This window comes from Helicobacter sp. MIT 03-1616 (assembly GCF_000765685.2).
GTDB lineage: Bacteria > Campylobacterota > Campylobacteria > Campylobacterales > Helicobacteraceae > Helicobacter_C > Helicobacter_C typhlonius.
Genome location: NZ_JROY02000004.1, coordinates 150449 through 168780, shown reverse-complemented (window position 1 = coordinate 168780; position 18332 = coordinate 150449). Strand labels below are relative to the sequence as shown.

Below are 18332 nucleotides of genomic sequence, written 5' to 3'. Positions count from 1 at the left end.
CTATCAATTCAGATTCACAGAAATGCCATTCTTTAAGCTCTCTGGGCTATCATAATCTGTAATCATCACAAACTTTACACCCTGCGGAATCTTTACTTTCAAATTCGCGCTCGAGCCTGTATCATTCACCATATCCACTATGCTAAGATTCCTATCATAGAGTACCACGCGCGGATTCCACTTGGGCATATTTATGGGTTGAATCGACAAATCCCCGCCCGAATTAATATTAAGCCAATATTCACCCGAAGTATTGCGTAGATCTAAATTCGCACCTTTAGCTAGAAACTTTGTGTTCGGCAAGCGTGGTTCATACACTTCTAGAGTATATTCCCACGCATATGTGCCTACCCGATTGATATCAAGACATACAAAGCCTCTTTTACTCAATTCATTAATGATAATCCCCATATCTGGGCTATGCTCTGTATTGAAAGAAAATTCTATGCTTGACAAACCGCTACTTAGTTCTGCTTTACTGATGACAAAATAAGAATACCCCATTGATGTGAGGACATTATTACCAATTTTGGTCAGCAAAATCGGGCTAGTGCGTGCGCTTAAGCTTAGTTTCACTTCATTTGGCTGACCAAAACGCGATGTGAGTAAGCCATTCTCCTTAAGCACATACACGATTTTTGCCATATCAAGGCGTCCGCCCTTGTAATACATATTTTTATTTGCAAAGATTCTATTGATAAAATTCACATTGACTTGATAGTTTTGCTCTCCCATAAGATTGCGTATTTTATCATCAAAGGTGTCAGCCCACGCACAAATACTTAATAACGTGAGTAAAAGGCATTTTTTTACCATTCTAACCCACCATTAAGCTGCTTAAAAGTCGTGTAATTCACATCTTTCAAACTCTCTCCATCATAATACATTCTTACCGGATATTTCGTGCCATGTGAAATCTCCTCGCCATTCAGTGTAAGATTAAATGTGCTATGTCCCATTACAAAAAGCATTCTGTGTGTGAGCTTAATATCATATTCTTTTTTGTAAGAAAACTGCTCTTTTGTGCCTGTTTCTAGATTTATCACACCAAGCCACAAATCATAGTTTGAAGTAATATGCAAAATATTGTCTTTCACGAGTTGTGTTTGTGTAAAATGCGTAATTGGTGCATTTTGCGTAGATTTTAAATCTTGGGTGCTTTGCACATTATCATTTTGTGTAACTTGTGAATTGCCAAAAAAGAAATTTTGCTCCACATTGCTCTCCTCTGCTTGAGGCTTTAGCTCATCACCTATTGTATGCTCTGGGGTAGATTCTATTTCTCCTTGTGAATCTGTCTCGCTCTCTTGTGTTTTTGTAGGGTCAAAAAATATCCCATCATATCCATCTTCTCCCTCATTACTCGTTTGTGTTATAGTGGCAACACTAGGTTTTACTTCATTATCTTTATAGTCTTTCACAAAAGCCTTATATGCAAAATATCCCATTAAAGCCAAAAGGATAATAACTAAAATCATATAAAACCAAGTATAAGATTCTGAATCTGTCTTGGTAGCACTTTCACTCTTGAGCGCGAGATTTAATACTTGATGTTCGCGACTTTTTTCCTCTTTTTTTTGCTGCTCCTTTTCCTTCTCTTTTTGCTTCACCTTAGCGACATTCTCCACCAACCTCTGTACCCGCTCTTCCTCATCCTGCTTACTAATCACCTGCGAAACGCTTTTGACGTTATCTTTTTGACTTTCCTCCCATAGCATAATCCAATCACGCAAATCTACATCGTATTCCCGCTCCAAAATCGCGATAAAACCTTTCGCCCTTACCTTATCTATTTTATCAAACCGCTTTTCTAGCACATCTTCAATCTTTGTACTCGCAAGTTTTGTATTCTTACTGAGCTCTTTTAAGCCAATAGCCTTGAGTTTAGAAAGCTCATTATCAAGTTGAGTATTAAAATCTTTTTGCATTATTTATCCTATCTATTAAAATTCCTGTCGCCACAGATACATTGAGAGAGTTGAAATCGTGCGCCATTTTGATGGAAAGCATTGTATCAAGTTTGTGCTTCAACCGACCTGATAAACCTTGAGATTCGCTCCCCAAAAACAAAGCCCACTTTTTTTCTATTTCACAATGCTCTTGTCCCTGCATATCCGCGCCCAAAAGCATAAAATTTGCATTTTTCAGCTCGTTTATTATATCAAATATATGTGAAAATACGCCATAAGGCATATGCAAAAATGCACCACTTGAAAGTCGCGCTATACTTTCTAAGGCTTTTTGACTAAGACTAGGCAAAGAAATTATTACTCCCCCAACGCCAAGTGCGTAAGCTGTGCGAAAAATCGAACCGATATTACCAACATCACTTATCTCACATAGCACAAGCAGAGAATCTTTACTCTTTAATTCCTCGAAGCTTGCGGGTTTTGGGGGCGTGATACGCGCTAATATACCCTGATGATTCCCACCACGTGCCAAAGCTTGAGCCTTTTTAGAATCAAGTCTCTTTATAGGCTTATTGAGTTTTGCGCATTGTGCGAAAATCTCCTTTGGGACTTCTTTAGCCAAGTAAATCTCCTCCATGCGCCACGCGCAAGTCTCTAGCGCATACAGCACCGGTTGCTTACCATAGATTATCATCGCCCTGCCCCATTTTGTAGTAAATCCTCATAGCATTCTTTCACGCTCTTACCATTCATTTTACTAAGAATCTTAGCCTTTATTTTTGGTGGAATATCAAGTAAAAGCACCTCCTCATAGCCTAACCCCACCTCCTCATTAGATTCTTGAAACTCAAAGACAATCACCCATTCCCCACGCACAGAACTTGATTCTATTTTTTGCCTTATCTCCTTTGCATTACCATAAAATCGTTGTTGATGAAGTTTTGTAAGCTCCTTTTGCACACTAAGTGCTATGTGTGGCGAAATAGAATCTATATCATCTAAGGCTTCCAAGATTCTATGAGGGCTTTCGTAGCAAATCACACTATATGCGCCTCCTATGCGAAGTTTAGCAAATTGTGCGATTGCCTTTTTACGCTCTAGGCTTTTATGCGGTAAGAATCCCGCAAACACAAAAGGTGTAGATTCTATACCACTGCCACAAAATGCGACATTAAGCGCACAAGAGCCGGGCAAAATATCAAAGGGAACATTATGCTTTATCGCATAGGATACGAGTTTTGCGCCCGGGTCGCTAATGCAGGGAGTCCCCGCATCACTCACATACAGCACATTGGATTCAAAAAAACTGCTTTTTAGTGAGATAATAAAGTCTTTTTCATTATGAGAATGAAAGGAGATAAAATGTTTTTTGGCGATAAAAGATTGTGAATCTTCACCGCTGGGTAATGTAAGGAGATTGCGCGAGATGAGAAGCTCAAAAAGTTTCTTTGTAACCCTCGTATCCTCACACAAGATAACTTCAGCTTGTTTTAATGCCTCTAACGCCCTAAGCGTAATATCACTAAGATTCCCTATGGGCGTAGGCACAAGCGTCAGCACGAGATTATTTCATATTATATTTTTGTCTAAATTTTTCAACGCGCCCTGTGATGTCTGTAATCTTATCACTACCGGTATAGAATGGGTGGCAAAAGCTTGAAATATCAATACGAAGCTCACTTTTTGTGCTAAGCACCTCAATTTCTTTGCCACTTGTTACGCAGGTTACTTTGCAGGGAACATACTCTGGGTGAATGCCTTTTTTCATCATAAATCCTTTTTCAGTTTTAGTCAATAAAGGCGCGGATTCTATCACATTCTGCTTTAAACGCACTTTAAGAGAGCAAAAATAAGCATAGGATTCTATAAATTTTCACAATGCGGCATTTTTTAGAATCTAGTTTTTTTAAATCTTAGAAACTTGGCTACAAATTAAAGGAATGATTTGTCTTGATGAAAAGCGGATTTTAGAATCCAAAGCCCCTTAGTGTACTAACGCCTTGGGACTTTAGATACTTTTAGAATTAAGAAGTTTGAGCTTACTTAACCGTTACAGGTTGTCCTGTAGCGGTGTAGCAATTACGTCCAAATAAAACAACACTCCAAGTAGAATATGAAATATTCACATTTTGAAGTGCATCAGATGGAAGCCCTTGCTTTGCAGCTACATCAAGTGCATTTGCCACAGCACCACTAATACGATTTTGTGTATTACCAACATCCCAGAACAAGATGCTTGTGATACAATCTTTCCCCTTTACCGTCTTGTCGGTTTTTTCCATTTTTACAGGAAGCGAACCTGTCGTAGCAACAGAAAAACGAGCGACATTATTAGAACAGCCTGCCAACAGCACAGCACCAAGCAATGTGCCAAAAAGTAATGATTTTGAAACCATTATTTCTCCCTTATGAAGTAGTATTTTGCTAAAAAAGCTTTAGAATACTACCCCCCCCCCCCGCTTAAATGTCAATAAAGGTAAAGAAATTTGTATATAAATTAACAAATGCAATTTTAAGTGAGAAAGAGAAAAATTTATCGTTGTGAGAGTTCGCGCACGATTTTTACAAGCTCTATGGCATTTTCTCGTGGTAAATCAGGGAGCATTCCGTGCCCGAGATTAAAAATATGTCCGGGCTTTTTACCCATCACTTCTAAAATATCCTTTACCCCTTGCCTCATAGATTCTACATTATAAAGCCTCGCGGGTTCTAAATTCCCTTGCAGGACATACTTTGCACCAAGCTTTTCCTTAGCAAGATTCATAGGCGTCCCCCAATCCACGCCAAACACATCAAATTCCCCATCAAGCTTATCTAAATATGCGCCAATGCCCTTAGGAAAAAGCATTACAGGGATATGCGGATATTTGCCCTTGATATATGCGGCAATATCTTTCATATATGCCCAGCTAAATTCCACATACGCCTCGCGCTCTAACGCCCCAGCCCAGCTATCAAAAATCTGCACCGCATTTGCCCCCGCTTGAATCTGTCTTTCCAAATAGATTTTAAGCTCATCGCTCAAACGCTCTAAAAGTGCTTTGAGAATCTGCGGCTGCTTATAAAGCATTGCTTTGCTTTTGGCATAAGTCTTACTCCCCTGCCCTTCAATCATATAAGTCGCAAGTGTCCAAGGAGAGCCACAAAATCCTATAAGTGCCTTATCTTTTGGCAGTCTCGCGCGAATACTACTCACGCTCTCATACACATAGCCGAGTTTATCCGCTCCGTTTGTGAGGCTCTGCACATCGTGCAAAGATTCTATCGTGCGTTTAAAATGTGGTCCCTCACCTGCCAAAAATTCAAGCTCTAGCCCCATTTCCATAGGAAGCACCAAAATATCGCTAAACAAAATAGCCGCATCTACATCTAAAATTTCGATGGGCTGCAGCGTTACCTCTGTGGCAAGTTCTACATTTTTGCATAAATCTAAAAAACTCCCCGCCTTTGCTCGTGTCGCTTTATACTCGCTCAAATACCGCCCAGCTTGACGCATAAGCCAAATAGGCGTATAAGGCGTTGGTTTCCTAAAACACGCATCGATAAAAATCATTTTTGCTCCTCTACTTTGCTTTTATTATTTCTCATTTTCTTGCATTTCTATCCATTTTTGCGCGATACGCACCGCGTTTGTTGCCGCACCCACGCGAATTTGATCCGCACAGCACCATAAATGCAAAATATGCTTATCAAAATTATCCTCTCTCACCCTGCCTACATATGTTTGATCAGTTTCTGTAGTAAAAATAGGCATAGGATAGAGATTTTCTTGTGGAACATCACATAGCACGACACTTTCAGCCTTAGAGAGAATATCTTGGGCTTGTTTGGCGCTTACCTCATTTTCAAATTGAATCGTAAGAGATTCACTATGGCTACGTAATACAGGCACACGCACACAAGTCGCACTCACCGCAAAATCCGCGTGCATAATCTTATGTGTTTCATTAATCATTTTCATTTCTTCTTTTGTGTAGTCATTAGGCATAAATACATCAATATGTGGAATCACATTCAGCGCCAAGCGGTGCGGGAACTTCACTGATTCTACTTCATCAAGCTTGAAAGCAAAAAATGCTTGCATTTGCATTACAAGTTCCTCCATTGCGCTTTTGCCACCACCACTTGCCGCTTGATAAGTGCTCACATCAACGCGTTTGATTGCAAATGCCTTGTGTAAGGGGGCGAGAATATGCACCATTTGGATTGTAGAGCAATTAGGATTAGCGATAATCCCTCTCTTGTGCCAATGCGTGATGTCCTGCGGATTCACTTCTGGAACAACAAGCGGAATATCCTCTTGCATACGAAAATGACTTGTGTTATCAATCACCACCGCACCGGCTTTTGCCGCACTTTCTGCGTATTCTGCACTCACGGAGCCACCCGCGGAGAAAAAGGCAATCTCTATGCCCTCTTTTGCAAATACATCGTGGGTTGTCTCTAGAATCTTATAACTTCTCCCTTCAAATTCTACCTCTTTACCTACACTGCGCGCACTCGCTAATGGCACGACTTTGCCCACAGGGAATTTACACTCCTCCAACACACGAAAAATCTCTTCTCCTACTGCTCCACTCGCACCCACAACGCCAACAACATACTTTTTCAAATCCTGTCCCCTTAAGTTTAAAATAAGATGCAGTGTAGCAAGTTTTTTTAATATAATGGCTAATTTTAGAATCCTCTTATGTACCCTTGGGCTAAAAATGTTTCTAAAATATCCCTGTCTCCCTCGATTCGTAACTTTATACTTTGGGCTAGAAATTCGTCTTTATACACGCGCAACCCTCGCTTTTGTGCCTCATATTCACAGATTGAGAGTTGATTATAGGCAATTTCTAGCTCCACACAGCTACTAGACACAAAATCTTGCAACAAACTATGTGCCTTAGCACATTCTATGGCACTCTGCGTAGCAGCAGTATAAGCTCTCACAAGCCCACCAACGCCAAGAAGCTGCCCCCCAAAATAACGCACAATCACAATGCCAACATTGATAAGCTCCTCCCCGCGCAATACATTGAGGCTAGGCATACCGCTACTTCCGCGCGGCTCTTTATCATCATCAAAAGATTCAACGATGTGATTAAATTCATCAAAATGCCTACTCGCACTCACAAAATGCACCGCCTTTGTGTGCTTAGTGCGTAAAGTGTCTTTTATAGAGATAAATTCGGTAAAAGGCACGATGAAACTTAAAAACTTTGAGCCCTTAGATTCAAAACTACCCTCTGCTTGGGAAATAAGCATTCGCATTCTATTCTGCAAGTTTAAGATAATAGGTCATTTCCTTACCTTTGATTTCCATAAACTTACCTTTCCTATGTATAACAAAGTCGCCATTTAACCCACGAGTAAAGAAAAACTCATACGACATACTTTCAGCAGGGCTACACATACGGCGAGATGAGCCACTATCACTCATTTTGAGCTTTTTGCCCTTGAGTGTAAAACTCGCAAAGTAATTATTACATACACTCACGCCAAAAATACGATTTTCATCAATATCAAAAATCATTGAGGACTGAACTCCCTCCCAAATAGGCTCAAATTCGCGCCCATTTTTTAGGACAAATTTATACACATACCACTTTTCATCTCCTAAAAGCTGCTCCTCATTTTCCCGCTGCAAAACCTCAAGGAAGCAGCCGTTCATAAACACCAATAACAACACACAAATTAAACTTTTTTTAAATATTATTTTCTTATTTTTTTCCATTCTCCGCCCTAATCTGCCTCATCGCATTTTGTGATTTTGGTTTTGCTTTTCTTACAAACTTGAGGACTCTAAAGCACTTAGATTCTAAGCTGTTTGTAAGAAAAGCATTATAGAATCTCATTGCAAACAGCAAATAAAACTTGATGAAAATATCACATTTTAAAGGCTCCTAAGTGCATATTGATTTGCATAATCACACAACCCTTTGTCACCACGCCACAGGCACGATGGACGATTACATAGCACACGCTATACAGCAAAATATAAATGTTTTTGGATTTTCTTGCCACGCGCCTATGGCATTTGATGAAAAATATCGTATGAGTATGGCGGAGGTAGATATTTACTGCGCGAATATTAGGGAACTGCAAGAACGATACAAGGGTTGCATTGAGATTCTAAGCGCACTCGAAATGGATTATATCTTGCATAGGGAGGACTTAATAGAATCTAGGCTATTAACGCTCCCTTTTGATTATTTGATTGGCTCGGTGCATTTTTTGGATACTTGGGGCTTTGATAATCCCACCTTTATCGGCGAATATGCTAAACGCAACATAGGACAATGCTGGGACGAATATCTGGATTCTATTACTGCTATGGCACAAAGCGGGTTGTTTCAAATCGTGGGGCATTTGGATTTATTAAAAATCTTTGGACATACGCTTCCCGCGTCCGCTCTGCCAAAACTTGATAGGGCTTTAGAATCTATTGCCGACAATCATCTAGTAATCGAACTAAACGCCGCTGGGTGGCGCAAACCAATCAATGAATGCTATCCTAGCGAGATGATTTTGCAAAAGGCATTTGCAAGGGGTATTGAAATTACCTTTGGCTCTGATTCCCATACGTTAGAACATATTGGCTTTAGGTATGAAACCTTATGCGCACTCGCTAAGAAAGTGGGCTACACACAGGCTGTATATTTTAAGCAAAAAGAGGCGATAAGGGTGGAGTTTTAGCCCAAACGCCTAAATTCTGGCTAAGCCTAAAACGCCTCCCAAAATGCCTAATAGCCCTTAAACCCTATCAAACACAAAGTCCGCTAAAACTTGCAACCCTAGCCTAAAATCTACCGAGTCTAAAGCCAAAAGCAAAACGATTTGGATTCTTAAAATCGTGTATAGATTTTATTCTGTAATATTCTGTGATACTTTTCTTAGAAGTGTGTCAATTGCCAACTATGCGCCATTTAGAGACATTGCAAAATCGGCAAAAAGAATAGGCTTAGCGAGGAATTATCGAATCTCACTCTAATCTTTTGCCCCATAAATATTTATAGAATCTAATGGCACTAGCTTAAGATTCTACTTGGATTCTAGTATGTCTTTTGCCATTTTTATTCTTGCTTTTTATTCGTATATGAATCTTCACTCAAACACCCTTAGCTTCCGCGCAAGTGTCGAAATTTCACAATTTGCTTCGCTTATAAATCCTTGCTAAAGCAACCCTACATCTTGCTTTTTACAAAGGCTTCCATTTCACTAACAATCTCCTCGATACTGCGCTCACCATTAATATTATGAAGCACTTTAGTCCCTGTGTAAAAGGCTCGTATATCCTCCAGTGGCGCGAGATATACCTGCATACGATTATTAAACACCTCGACATTATCATCAGCCCCTCTCGCGCGTCCCAGCACACGCTCACGCGCCACAGCCTCGCTTACCTGCACTTCTATTACACTCACAAGCTGCACTTGAGTTTGGGTTTTGAGCTTTTCATCTAGGGCTGTCATCTGCTCCACACTGCGCGGATAGCCATCGATAATAATTACATCTTTTGGCGCGTGAGATATGGCATTCACAATCGTGCTTACCACGATATCAAGTGGCACAAGATTGCCCTTGCTAATGAAGCTATCAATAATTTTGCCTTGCTCACTACCGCTTGCAACCTCCTCACGCAACAAATCTCCTGTAGAATAATGCACAATAGAATCTGTATTATTTTTTGCGATAAATTGCGCATCTGTAGTCTTACCAGAGCCGGGCGCACCGATGATTAGAAACAATTTTTTCATTTTCTCTCCTTGGGGTAAAATACAAAATTAAGCAGGATTATACTTTATAGAATCTTAAGAGAATATACGAATACCAAAGAGAAATAAATTTATAGAAATACTACCCCAAATACACAAAAATTCTAAACCTAGTGCAACTTTAGTAATTTTAAAGTAAAAAGATACGAAAATACGCCCCTTAAAATCCATAAAAGGCTATAAAAATGAAACAATTACAAGATAATTCTATTAAGGGCTTCGGTTCTCTCCTCTCGCACTTCAAAATTTCTCATTTTAAGTGTTTTGGATACTAGAGATGTTTGCACACATACACAAATGGCATCTAATTCTTGCCTTGTTAGCGTCTATTGAGCTTTTTGCCGATGAGTTTGACTATACTCAACTAGAACCACAAAGCACACAATCTTACTTTTATCAGCCCAGCAACAGAGCAGCATATCTAACTATTAGCACGGGTGCAGTGCTTGGTGGCACATTAGTGGGGGCTGGCGCACTTTATCTTATGCCCGAGTCTTTCACAAACTGGGATAGGTCTGAAATTGTAAATCTTAGCGCAAATTGGCGTAGAAAAACCGCACAGGGACCAGTTGTTGATGCCGATGATTGGTTTTTAAATTGGATTACACATCCGTATTGGGGTGCGGTGTATTATATGCAGCCGCGTGTAGCAGGGTTTAGCTGGGCTGAATCTACCCTATATAGCGTCCTCGCCTCTGCATTTTTTTGGGAATATGGCGTGGAAGCTTTCGCTGAAGTGCCTTCTTGGCAGGATTTAGTTGTTACCCCTGCGATTGGCTCGATTTTTGGGGAACTTTTTTATCGTGCCACACTCCACATACACGGAAATCAAGATAGACTTTTAGGCTCGAGGATACTTGGTAAAACTACCCTGCTCCTTATGGATCCAGTGGGGTTTTTAATACAAAATACCGGCTTGACGCGCGCCTTTGGTGTGCAAAACAAAAATGATATGCAGGGTATAATTGTGCCGCTTGGCGGTAAAAATGGCACGGGCTTACAAATGCAAGTAGTAATGAGATTTTAGGTGAGATGATAAATAAAATTTGCAAAGTGAGCTTTTCTAAAATGCTCCCACGCTTGAAATTTGGTTTTTGAATAGTTTTAAAGTAGCCTAGACAAAAAATGTCTTAAAGGTAAAGCCGCATATTATGATTTTAAAAGGGTAGAGATTGAAAACACTTATAGTTACTTCTTTAATCGGTGTCGCTATTGGGATTATTCAGTTTTTAGTAGTGCTTGGTCTTACGCTTAATATGGAAACAGGCGGTGCAAGTGGGATACCGCTTGCACTTTCTTTTCTCTTTGGCATACCCTTTTGCACTGCTGTTGGGCTTGTATTGGGCATATTTTTTCAAATTATTGTGAGTATAAGTTCCAAACAAAATCCCTTTAATGCGTTAAAAGATTATCTTGTGCTTATTGATTCCCAAAAGAGACTTGTTATTTTAGCCTCATATTCTCCATCTAATATGTCAAATCTTGTCCAATTTACCATAGAAAATAAAAAGAATGAAAATGAAAAAAGTGAAAATATCACTACCACAATGTATCAAAACGGAATCTGGGTAAGATGTGATTATAAGCTCTCTCCTAGTATTTTAAAAGCCGCTTTAAAGCTACAAACAGATATGGAAGATTTGCAATTACAACTTAAAAACCCTAAAAAAGATACAAAATCTATGCAAGATTCTATGCCTTCATTACATTTAGATTCTAATAATATAGAATCTATCCTTAGTCCTAATGAAAAGATTCTTAATATTATAAAAAATCAACAAATCCTACCATTTATAGAAAATAATATGAATACAACCCTACAAAATTCTATCTATACCCTTAAAGCACAATACACGAGTAATGTATCTATACAAATTATTAAAATCCTACTTGGCGTTATACTTTTTGCAATCCTTCTTTTTAATGGCATAAAATTCTATGAAAAAAGCAATTGGAGCGAGAATGCACTTGTCAATGCTGTGTATGAAAATGACATTCAAAGAGTAGAAAAGCTACTAAAAAAAGGAGCAGATATTAATAGAAACTATACAAAACCGCTCATTAGCAGTTCTTATGAATATGAAAAAGATTTTATTAAAAATAATACTAATGCACTTGATGTTGCCCTCTACAATCAAAATACAGAGATACTTTTGCTCCTTTTAAACTCGGGGCAAACCCCAAAGATTCACGAAACAAGCATACAGAGTATTGTTGAGGTGCAAAATCTCCCAATACTACAACTTTTAGAAGAAAAAAATTTGCTTGATATTCAAAATGCTTACACATTGCATTCAGCAATGCGCAAAGAAAATGCAGAGATAGCAAGGATTGTCCTCTCACACGCTACAAAAGAGCTTATCCACTCAAGCAATCTCGCATACTATGCAACAAATAATTATAATGATGATGTAGAGATTCTTGCTTTACTTGTAGAATATGGCATAGATATCAATAAGGCAGATGATAAGCGCAATGCGCCTTTGCTTAATACTGCAAAACATCATCTTATCAATAAAATGCAATTTTTACTTCAAAATGGCGCAGATATTAATGTTCAAAATGAATATGGCGATGTGATTGATAATGCACTTTATCGTTTTTATAAAGAGAAAGAAAAGCAAAAAGCAAAAGCTATTTTAGAGATTCTTAAAAGTTATGGTAAAGTGCCAACTAATGATAATATAAGTAATGCAATACTTAGTCGTGAATCTACTTTTAGCACACTTGAGCGACTTAAGTTTTTTCGCTCCTTTGGCTTAGAATATAATATGGATAATCTCATCGCCGCTGTTATGGCAATAAAAGAATATGATACACCTAGAAAAGAACTTATAGAAGAAGTGCTTAATAACTCCAAGCTAAATCTTAATATGCCCGATAAAAATGGAGACTATCCGCTGCATTTTATAGGTGAATATTATGCCAAAGAGCGTGTAGAATTTCTACATCAAAAAGGTGCTAATCTCAATGTGCAAAATCACCTAGGTGAAACAATATTAATGAAATTTCTTAGAACAAATACTAGTGATAAGGGCAATATTATTCTCTATCTTTTAGACAATGGTGCAGATGTAAATCTTAAAAATAAAGAGGGGAAAACTGCACTTGACATTTTTAGAGAATCTTATAAGCCAAATGAATATTATCAAGGCTATAAAGAGCGAATTAAAACGAGACTTGAGGAGCTAAGTGAAAAGTAACTTAAGTAGTTTATAGGTGTTAAATTACTACTTCCATTTGAATCTATCCCGAGGTTTTATTTATGATATCACAAGGCTTATACAATTAATGCCCTTTACCTCGTTGATTATTTTGTTAATGATAATTCTATTGGATTCTGCTGTATCAATTTGATTTTATGCTCATTCCAAAAAGCTACATTTGCATTTGATAAGATGTTGTTTATTATATTCTTTTATCCATTTTTGATTAATCTTAATTGCTTCTTTGCTCTCATCAATGCCTATAAAGTTTCGCCCAAGCAAAAAAGATTCTCTCAAAAATCCTCCGCTTCCACAAAAGCAATCCATTACTAAGGAATCCACATTGGAGGACATTTGAATAATTCTTTTTAACATCGCATTATTTTTCTGTGTAGGATACATAGGGCTTTGCGTGTCTTTAAACTCCCAAATATCTTGAATCTTTTTACCCTTGCAATCTTTTGCATACACCTTTTTCCTAGGCACTCCATTTTTGCTCCACTCAATCAGTCCGGCTTTTTCTAGCTTGTCTAATTCACTTAAAGAGCAACGCCAATGTCTGCCCTCTGGAGGTTTTAAGCCATTCCATTCTTGTCCGCTTTCTCCCTTTTGTGTAACTCCGGGTGCGTGAAGCGGAATCGTAGTATAGTATCCTCTTTCATCTTGCTTTTTAAATCGTTTATGTAAATCATTTTTTGTGATTTCCTCACAAACTTCATTCCAAACATATTGATTGCTTTTTACATAAAATAAGATTCTATCTTTGATATTTCCATAGGCTTTGCGTTTGAAGTTTTTGGGATTGCATTTAATACGCGCAATATCACTAATAAAATGCTCTCTCCCAAAAATCTCATCACATAAGATTTTGACATAATGTCCCACCTTATCATCAATGTGTAAATACAAACTCCCCTTTTCGCTCATTAATTCTTTGATTAATATTAAACGATAGTAGAGAAATTCCAAATAAGATTCTAAATTAAATTTGTCTTTAATTGAAAAAATCTTACGCACTATGCAATAAATTCTGTTTGCTAAGTTCAAAATTACTAATTAAAAGTTCCGCTCCTTTTGCTGCTTGTGTTTGTTTATAATTATTCATTCCATATTGCAAAGAGTATTCACATACATAAAAATCCTTATAAAGTTCTCGTATTAACTCACTATCATCATAAGTGAGTAAAAATTTATGTTTTGCGTTTTTGAGATTCTCACAAAGCTTTTGATGATTAAAACCTGTATGCAAATCCCCCTTTTTACCATAGAGCTTTGATTTTGTGGCAGAATAATAAGGTGGGTCTAAAAAGATAAAGACATCTTTGCCCTCTTTTTGTAAGAGATTTTCATAACTTTCATTGCTAAAAATAAAATTTTGCAAAATTGTATCCATATTTTTAAGCCTCTCAATAGAGCTTTGTGTAAAGCGAGTTTCAAAGGCTTTTTGTGAATATCCACCACAATCAACTACGCCACTAAAAGTAATGCGATTGAGCACAAAAAAATCCACAGCCCTTTGAAAATCATCTAAATTTTCATTTCTACGATTTAAGATAATCTCATAAAGTTTTCTGCCATTTTTATAATATTTTTTAATATTTTGAATTTCATTGATTAAAGTTTGATTTTGCGTCTTTAGGATATTCCAAAAACAATACACATTTTGATTAAAGTCATTTGCGAAAAATTGAATTTGTTTGCGGTGTAAAAGATTTTGAGCAAGATAAATCCCTACACTCCCACCACCAAAAAATGGTTCTCTATACTCATTAAAACTTTTCGGAAAATAATCTTTTAAAATTTTAATTGCCCTACTTTTGCCACCGGGATAGCGAAGCGGTGATTTATAGAATCTAGCGTTCATTGTTTATCCAAATTTCAAAATGATTCTGCTTGGATTCTATATTTAAAGCTTCTAGGGTAGTAATTTGAGAGCTTGAAAAACCATTGTTTTTGATAAAAGAATCTAAATTTTCATTTGGTAAAATAATGCTATCTTGCAAAATACTTGAGGTTAATCTCAAAACAATTTTGAAACTATCGTAACTTTGAATTTTTGAGAGATTATTATAAAGCATAAGCTTTAAAAGCCCGTCTTTTATATCCTCATTGCTTGGTAGTAATGCGTTTTTGCTATGTTTGCTTTCACATAAATATAATATGCCATTTTCAAAAAGAATATCATCAATGGTAAAGAAATATTGTCCGCCCAAATAGTTTTCTATAACAATTTTTGATTTTTGCCCTATGCCTATATGTTCTTTAGGTTGTAAAGTCAAGCTTTCTCTATTTTGAGCTTGTTTCGCCTTAAGCCTTGAAAACTCCATAAAAGATTCTCTGCTTTGTGAAATTTTTTGTATAAATTTATCTATATTTTGGGGATTATGAAGTTTAATATTTAAAAAACGAGAAATATTTGCATAGGCATTTTTTGTAAGATTTGCGAGTGTTGTAAGATTTTTATTGCTTAGCTGATTGAGATTCCAATGTAATGCAGATTGATGATAATTAACAAGTTGGGTAAGCTGCCCTAAAATATATTCATTATTGAAATGCTGATTGGTAATTTTGTCAATCCTACTTAAATGAGGTTGTGCTTCATCATAAAATCCTATAATCACATAAACATTTAAAAGACTCATTAATGAAAGTGTATCCCATTGCAAATAATCCATATCCCCATTGATACCTTCATCTTTGATGAGTGGAATGATTGTTGCAACCTTGCTTACTCCACTATCAAAAGTATCATATACTCTTGCATAAGGGTATGAGCGTGTGCGTTTGGGGCTAACCCACTTACTTAAAGCTAAGGCTTTATTTTTAAAATTAATCAAACATTTACTAGGCAAAGTATTAATATTCTCAAAAGTGAAACTTTCTAAGTCTTCTCTCCATATTTTTTGGTAAGAAAAATTTTGTATTGTTGCTTGCAACATAATATTCCCTTACGATAAACTCTGTATTAGTCCATAGCTTTAAAGACATTATTTTTTATCTATTATAAAGCCACATTCTTCCAATCTCTCTACCAACTTTTTTAATATTTCTGTTGGGTTTTCCTTAAATTGAAGTCTAAAAATACCATCTATATCCGATGGTATCTCAACTTCTCCTTTGCTTAGAATAATAGTATTTTTTCTGCCTAGTTTTGCCATAATCATGCCCATTTCAAGTATAACATTTTGTCTTGCTCGTGTGTGAATATAACCCTCAATATTATCTTTGTGTTCTTCATAATCTTTTTTTGACAAAGAAATATCATCTGGAGTAAGCAAAATTATACCCGCATGAACACAAGATATTTCTTTTTCCAAAGCTTCAATAATAGTCATACCTGTGTTATTAGCAATTTGGTTTGTTTGAATATCAAGTTTTTCAAGTATATGTTCAAGCTGTTCTTTAGCTATTTTATCATGCCCATAGACTATAAATAATTGTTTATTATTTTTACATATTTTTTCTTTTCCTAATATTTCATTTATTTCTTGTTCTATTTTTTCCTTATTTTTACCCTGAACCTGCACATTGCCATTTGTATGAATAGTAATTGTTGCATTATCTTTTTTTGCCTTATAACTATTATTACCACTTTGAGAAAAATTTGTATAATTTTTTAATTTTTCCAATATTTCTTGTTGCTTATTCATTTTCACCCCTTTACAATCTATCTAATTTTATAACAAAAATCACAACATATTATACTTCCTACTCCCACTCAATCGTGCCCGGGGGTTTAGAAGTTATATCATACACCACGCGGTTAATATTTATTGCAAATAAGCCCACACTTTCTAAAAACCTTAAGTCATTAATTTTATTTTTTATTGTCTCAATATTTTTTTCTAACTCTATCTTTCTATTCATTGATATTTTTATAAACTCATTTTCTTTTTCTATGCCAATAAATCTCCTATTTAAAAGATTAGCGGCTATTCCTGTGGTAGAGCTTCCACTAAAAGGATCGCAAACAACAGAATCTCTGTCGCTTGCCATTAAAAGCAATCGTACCAAAAGGGCTAGAGGCTTTTGTGTTGGATGTTTGCCAAAGCTTTTCTCCCAAGGTGCAATGGCTGGAAAACTCCACACATCACGCATTTGTTTGTCTCCATTAAGTTTTTTTAAAATTTCATAATTAAAAATATGTTTATGTTTAGGGCTTTTTCTTGCCCAAATGATTTGTTCTGTTGAATGTGTGAGATAACGACAACTAAAATTTGGAGGAGGATTTGTCTTTTGCCAAGTGATGATATTTAAAATTTTAAAATCAAGTTTTTGCAAGATGCCACCTAAAGAAAAAATATTGTGATAAGTTCCGCTAATTAAAATACTCCCCGTATTTTTTAAAGCTTTTTTTGCATTGCTTATCCATTGTAAATTAAATTCATCAATATCACTGATATTTTCTCCCTTATCCCATTCGCCCTTATTCACACTTACAATTTTTCCACTTTGTATGCTTAAACCATCATTGGAGAGAAAATAGGGAGGATCAGCAAAAATTAGATCAAATTTATTTTCAAATTGAGGCAAAATCTCATTACAATCTCCTTGATAAAGCTTAAAAAGTTTATCTTCACTCATAAAAATAGGGTGAAAAACTTTGCTAGAATATGGTGTTTTCATTTTCTAACCTTTTGTATAAAATTACCTATATTGCTTAAATTATAGATTTCTACATATTTATAAGCTTCTTGAAGTTTGTTTTTGGCACTCAACCAACCTTTGCCATCAGTTATCCAAATAAATTCATAATTTGAAAATATTTCAAATTTTGGAGCTAAATCTTGATAGGCTCTCGCTACTTCATTAAGCTTACTTCCACCACCTGCATAAAAGTTAGATTCTATAAAATAATTTGTATCTTTGCCAAAAATAACAAAATCAAACTTTTTAATATCATCTCCAAAAGCTTGGTGTAAATCCTTAAATTTTCTAATATCAACTTGTTCTTCGAAACTTAATTGAGCATTAGCAAAAAGACTGCCAAGATAAGTTTCCATAGCCTTTCCGCTACGATTTTTTCTCGCATTACTATCAAGCCCAACTTCTATACCAAAAACGAAATCATTTAAATCTTTAATATTTCTATTGCAAAAAATTTGCTCCAAACCTGTTTGACAAATGAACTCATAAATTTTTTCACAATTTTCAAAATAAGAATTTAAAGGGTAAAAATTACCATCAACATCAAGCACCAAATCATTTCTATCTCTCACAGCAATGAGAATATTTAAAACACTAAAAGCTTTGGGATATTCTTCAAAAAGGCTTTTAATATAAATTTTTAGCTCTTGTGTATCTTTTCCAAGTAAAAAATTCAAATGATTTAAAGCTATGCTTATCTCATTTTTATTTTTGAGACATTTTTGCCAATCTACAAAAAAATCCAAAGTTCTATTGCTTGTTTGAAGAGTCTGTAAAAATTTATCAAAGGGTAAAGTATTTATCAT

General features: G+C 36.2%; 20 protein-coding genes. 3 read left to right on the top strand and 17 right to left on the bottom strand.

Features of this window, described 5'->3' with window-relative positions; translation table 11 throughout:
- Window positions 1–3: 3 nt before the first annotated feature.
- The 10 genes from LS67_RS04370 to LS67_RS04325 form a co-directional block, all read right to left on the bottom strand.
- A complete protein-coding gene (locus LS67_RS04370) occupies window positions 4–816 on the bottom strand; it encodes a hypothetical protein (RefSeq protein ID WP_034327205.1) in 813 nt (270 codons plus the stop codon).
- Entirely contained in the window at window positions 810–1928 is a 1119-nt protein-coding gene (locus LS67_RS04365; RefSeq protein WP_034327204.1) for a hypothetical protein, read from the bottom strand. The genes LS67_RS04370 and LS67_RS04365 overlap by 7 nt, the downstream gene beginning before the upstream one ends.
- Window positions 1912–2604: a 23S rRNA (guanosine(2251)-2'-O)-methyltransferase RlmB gene (gene rlmB, locus LS67_RS04360; RefSeq protein ID WP_034327203.1), complete on the bottom strand. Its 693-nt coding sequence runs from the start codon at window positions 2602–2604 to the stop codon at window positions 1912–1914. The genes LS67_RS04365 and rlmB overlap by 17 nt, the downstream gene beginning before the upstream one ends.
- Window positions 2601–3470, bottom strand: coding sequence for a 16S rRNA (cytidine(1402)-2'-O)-methyltransferase (rsmI, locus tag LS67_RS04355; protein ID WP_034327202.1), 870 nt, complete (start codon window positions 3468–3470; stop codon window positions 2601–2603). Before rsmI ends, rlmB begins: the two co-directional genes overlap by 4 nt.
- Window positions 3471–3474: 4 nt before the next feature.
- Entirely contained in the window at window positions 3475–3678 is a 204-nt protein-coding gene (rpmE, locus tag LS67_RS04350; protein WP_034327201.1) for a 50S ribosomal protein L31, read from the bottom strand.
- A gap of 271 nt (window positions 3679–3949) precedes the next feature.
- On the bottom strand, window positions 3950–4306 hold the full coding sequence (locus LS67_RS04345; protein ID WP_231944855.1) for a hypothetical protein: 357 nt from the start codon (window positions 4304–4306) through the stop codon (window positions 3950–3952).
- Window positions 4307–4443: 137 nt separating this feature from the next.
- Window positions 4444–5463: a uroporphyrinogen decarboxylase gene (gene hemE / locus LS67_RS04340; protein ID WP_034325771.1), complete on the bottom strand. Its 1020-nt coding sequence runs from the start codon at window positions 5461–5463 to the stop codon at window positions 4444–4446.
- Window positions 5464–5487: 24 nt separating this feature from the next.
- On the bottom strand, window positions 5488–6522 hold the full coding sequence (locus LS67_RS04335) for an aspartate-semialdehyde dehydrogenase (RefSeq protein ID WP_034325773.1): 1035 nt from the start codon (window positions 6520–6522) through the stop codon (window positions 5488–5490).
- A gap of 65 nt (window positions 6523–6587) precedes the next feature.
- Window positions 6588–7169 carry a YigZ family protein gene (locus tag LS67_RS04330; protein ID WP_034325774.1) on the bottom strand — a complete coding sequence of 194 codons (582 nt, stop codon included), beginning with the start codon at window positions 7167–7169 and terminating at the stop codon, window positions 6588–6590.
- A 1-nt stretch (window position 7170) separates the two neighbouring features.
- Window positions 7171–7632: an META domain-containing protein gene (locus LS67_RS04325; RefSeq protein ID WP_034325775.1), complete on the bottom strand. Its 462-nt coding sequence runs from the start codon at window positions 7630–7632 to the stop codon at window positions 7171–7173.
- Window positions 7633–7805: 173 nt separating this feature from the next.
- Between LS67_RS04325 and LS67_RS04320 the strand changes: the two genes are divergently transcribed.
- Window positions 7806–8594, top strand: coding sequence for a histidinol-phosphatase (locus LS67_RS04320; protein WP_034325776.1), 789 nt, complete (start codon window positions 7806–7808; stop codon window positions 8592–8594).
- A gap of 488 nt (window positions 8595–9082) precedes the next feature.
- Here the strand turns inward: LS67_RS04320 and LS67_RS04315 are convergent, their stop codons facing one another.
- Window positions 9083–9655 carry an adenylate kinase gene (locus LS67_RS04315; protein ID WP_034325777.1) on the bottom strand — a complete coding sequence of 191 codons (573 nt, stop codon included), beginning with the start codon at window positions 9653–9655 and terminating at the stop codon, window positions 9083–9085.
- 334 nt (window positions 9656–9989) lie between these two features.
- On the opposite strand from LS67_RS04315, the gene LS67_RS04310 reads away from it, so the two are divergent.
- Window positions 9990–10700, top strand: a complete 711-nt coding sequence (locus LS67_RS04310; protein WP_231944854.1) for a DUF3943 domain-containing protein — start codon at window positions 9990–9992, stop codon at window positions 10698–10700.
- Window positions 10701–10845: 145 nt separating this feature from the next.
- Window positions 10846–12876, top strand: coding sequence for an ankyrin repeat domain-containing protein (locus LS67_RS04305; RefSeq protein ID WP_034325778.1), 2031 nt, complete (start codon window positions 10846–10848; stop codon window positions 12874–12876).
- A gap of 162 nt (window positions 12877–13038) precedes the next feature.
- Here the strand turns inward: LS67_RS04305 and LS67_RS04300 are convergent, their stop codons facing one another.
- The 6 genes from LS67_RS04300 to LS67_RS04275 are packed head-to-tail and all read right to left on the bottom strand — an operon-like array spanning window position 13039 to window position 18332.
- A complete protein-coding gene (locus LS67_RS04300; RefSeq protein WP_201274017.1) occupies window positions 13039–13896 on the bottom strand; it encodes a DNA methyltransferase in 858 nt (285 codons plus the stop codon).
- Window positions 13889–14743, bottom strand: a complete 855-nt coding sequence (locus tag LS67_RS04295; protein WP_034325779.1) for a DNA adenine methylase — start codon at window positions 14741–14743, stop codon at window positions 13889–13891. The genes LS67_RS04300 and LS67_RS04295 overlap by 8 nt, the downstream gene beginning before the upstream one ends.
- A complete protein-coding gene (locus LS67_RS04290; RefSeq protein ID WP_052099813.1) occupies window positions 14733–15818 on the bottom strand; it encodes a hypothetical protein in 1086 nt (361 codons plus the stop codon). Before LS67_RS04290 ends, LS67_RS04295 begins: the two co-directional genes overlap by 11 nt.
- A 48-nt stretch (window positions 15819–15866) precedes the next feature.
- A complete protein-coding gene (locus tag LS67_RS04285; RefSeq protein WP_052099814.1) occupies window positions 15867–16529 on the bottom strand; it encodes a TIR domain-containing protein in 663 nt (220 codons plus the stop codon).
- Between the two features lie 58 nt (window positions 16530–16587).
- Window positions 16588–17505 (bottom strand): DNA-methyltransferase, encoded by a 918-nt coding sequence (locus tag LS67_RS04280; protein WP_081953899.1) that lies wholly within the window; start codon window positions 17503–17505, stop codon window positions 16588–16590.
- On the bottom strand, window positions 17502–18332 hold the full coding sequence (locus LS67_RS04275) for a type II restriction endonuclease (protein WP_034325780.1): 831 nt from the start codon (window positions 18330–18332) through the stop codon (window positions 17502–17504). The genes LS67_RS04280 and LS67_RS04275 overlap by 4 nt, the downstream gene beginning before the upstream one ends.

What these genes read in the sequence shown, in the direction of transcription:
- LS67_RS04370 (WP_034327205.1), bottom strand. Translation starts at nt 816, where the DNA reads ATGGTAAAAAAATGCCTTTTACTCACGTTATTAAGTATTTGTGCGTGG.
- LS67_RS04365 (WP_034327204.1), bottom strand. Translation starts at nt 1,928, where the DNA reads ATGCAAAAAGATTTTAATACTCAACTTGATAATGAGCTTTCTAAACTC.
- rlmB (WP_034327203.1), bottom strand. Translation starts at nt 2,604, where the DNA reads ATGATAATCTATGGTAAGCAACCGGTGCTGTATGCGCTAGAGACTTGC.
- rpmE (WP_034327201.1), bottom strand. Translation starts at nt 3,678, where the DNA reads ATGAAAAAAGGCATTCACCCAGAGTATGTTCCCTGCAAAGTAACCTGC.
- LS67_RS04345 (WP_231944855.1), bottom strand. Translation starts at nt 4,306, where the DNA reads ATGGTTTCAAAATCATTACTTTTTGGCACATTGCTTGGTGCTGTGCTG.
- hemE (WP_034325771.1), bottom strand. Translation starts at nt 5,463, where the DNA reads ATGATTTTTATCGATGCGTGTTTTAGGAAACCAACGCCTTATACGCCT.
- LS67_RS04330 (WP_034325774.1), bottom strand. Translation starts at nt 7,169, where the DNA reads ATGCGAATGCTTATTTCCCAAGCAGAGGGTAGTTTTGAATCTAAGGGC.
- LS67_RS04325 (WP_034325775.1), bottom strand. Translation starts at nt 7,632, where the DNA reads ATGGAAAAAAATAAGAAAATAATATTTAAAAAAAGTTTAATTTGTGTG.
- LS67_RS04315 (WP_034325777.1), bottom strand. Translation starts at nt 9,655, where the DNA reads ATGAAAAAATTGTTTCTAATCATCGGTGCGCCCGGCTCTGGTAAGACT.
- LS67_RS04295 (WP_034325779.1), bottom strand. Translation starts at nt 14,743, where the DNA reads ATGAACGCTAGATTCTATAAATCACCGCTTCGCTATCCCGGTGGCAAA.
- LS67_RS04290 (WP_052099813.1), bottom strand. Translation starts at nt 15,818, where the DNA reads ATGTTGCAAGCAACAATACAAAATTTTTCTTACCAAAAAATATGGAGA.
- LS67_RS04285 (WP_052099814.1), bottom strand. Translation starts at nt 16,529, where the DNA reads ATGAATAAGCAACAAGAAATATTGGAAAAATTAAAAAATTATACAAAT.
- LS67_RS04280 (WP_081953899.1), bottom strand. Translation starts at nt 17,505, where the DNA reads ATGAAAACACCATATTCTAGCAAAGTTTTTCACCCTATTTTTATGAGT.
- LS67_RS04275 (WP_034325780.1), bottom strand. Translation starts at nt 18,332, where the DNA reads ATGATAAATACTTTACCCTTTGATAAATTTTTACAGACTCTTCAAACA.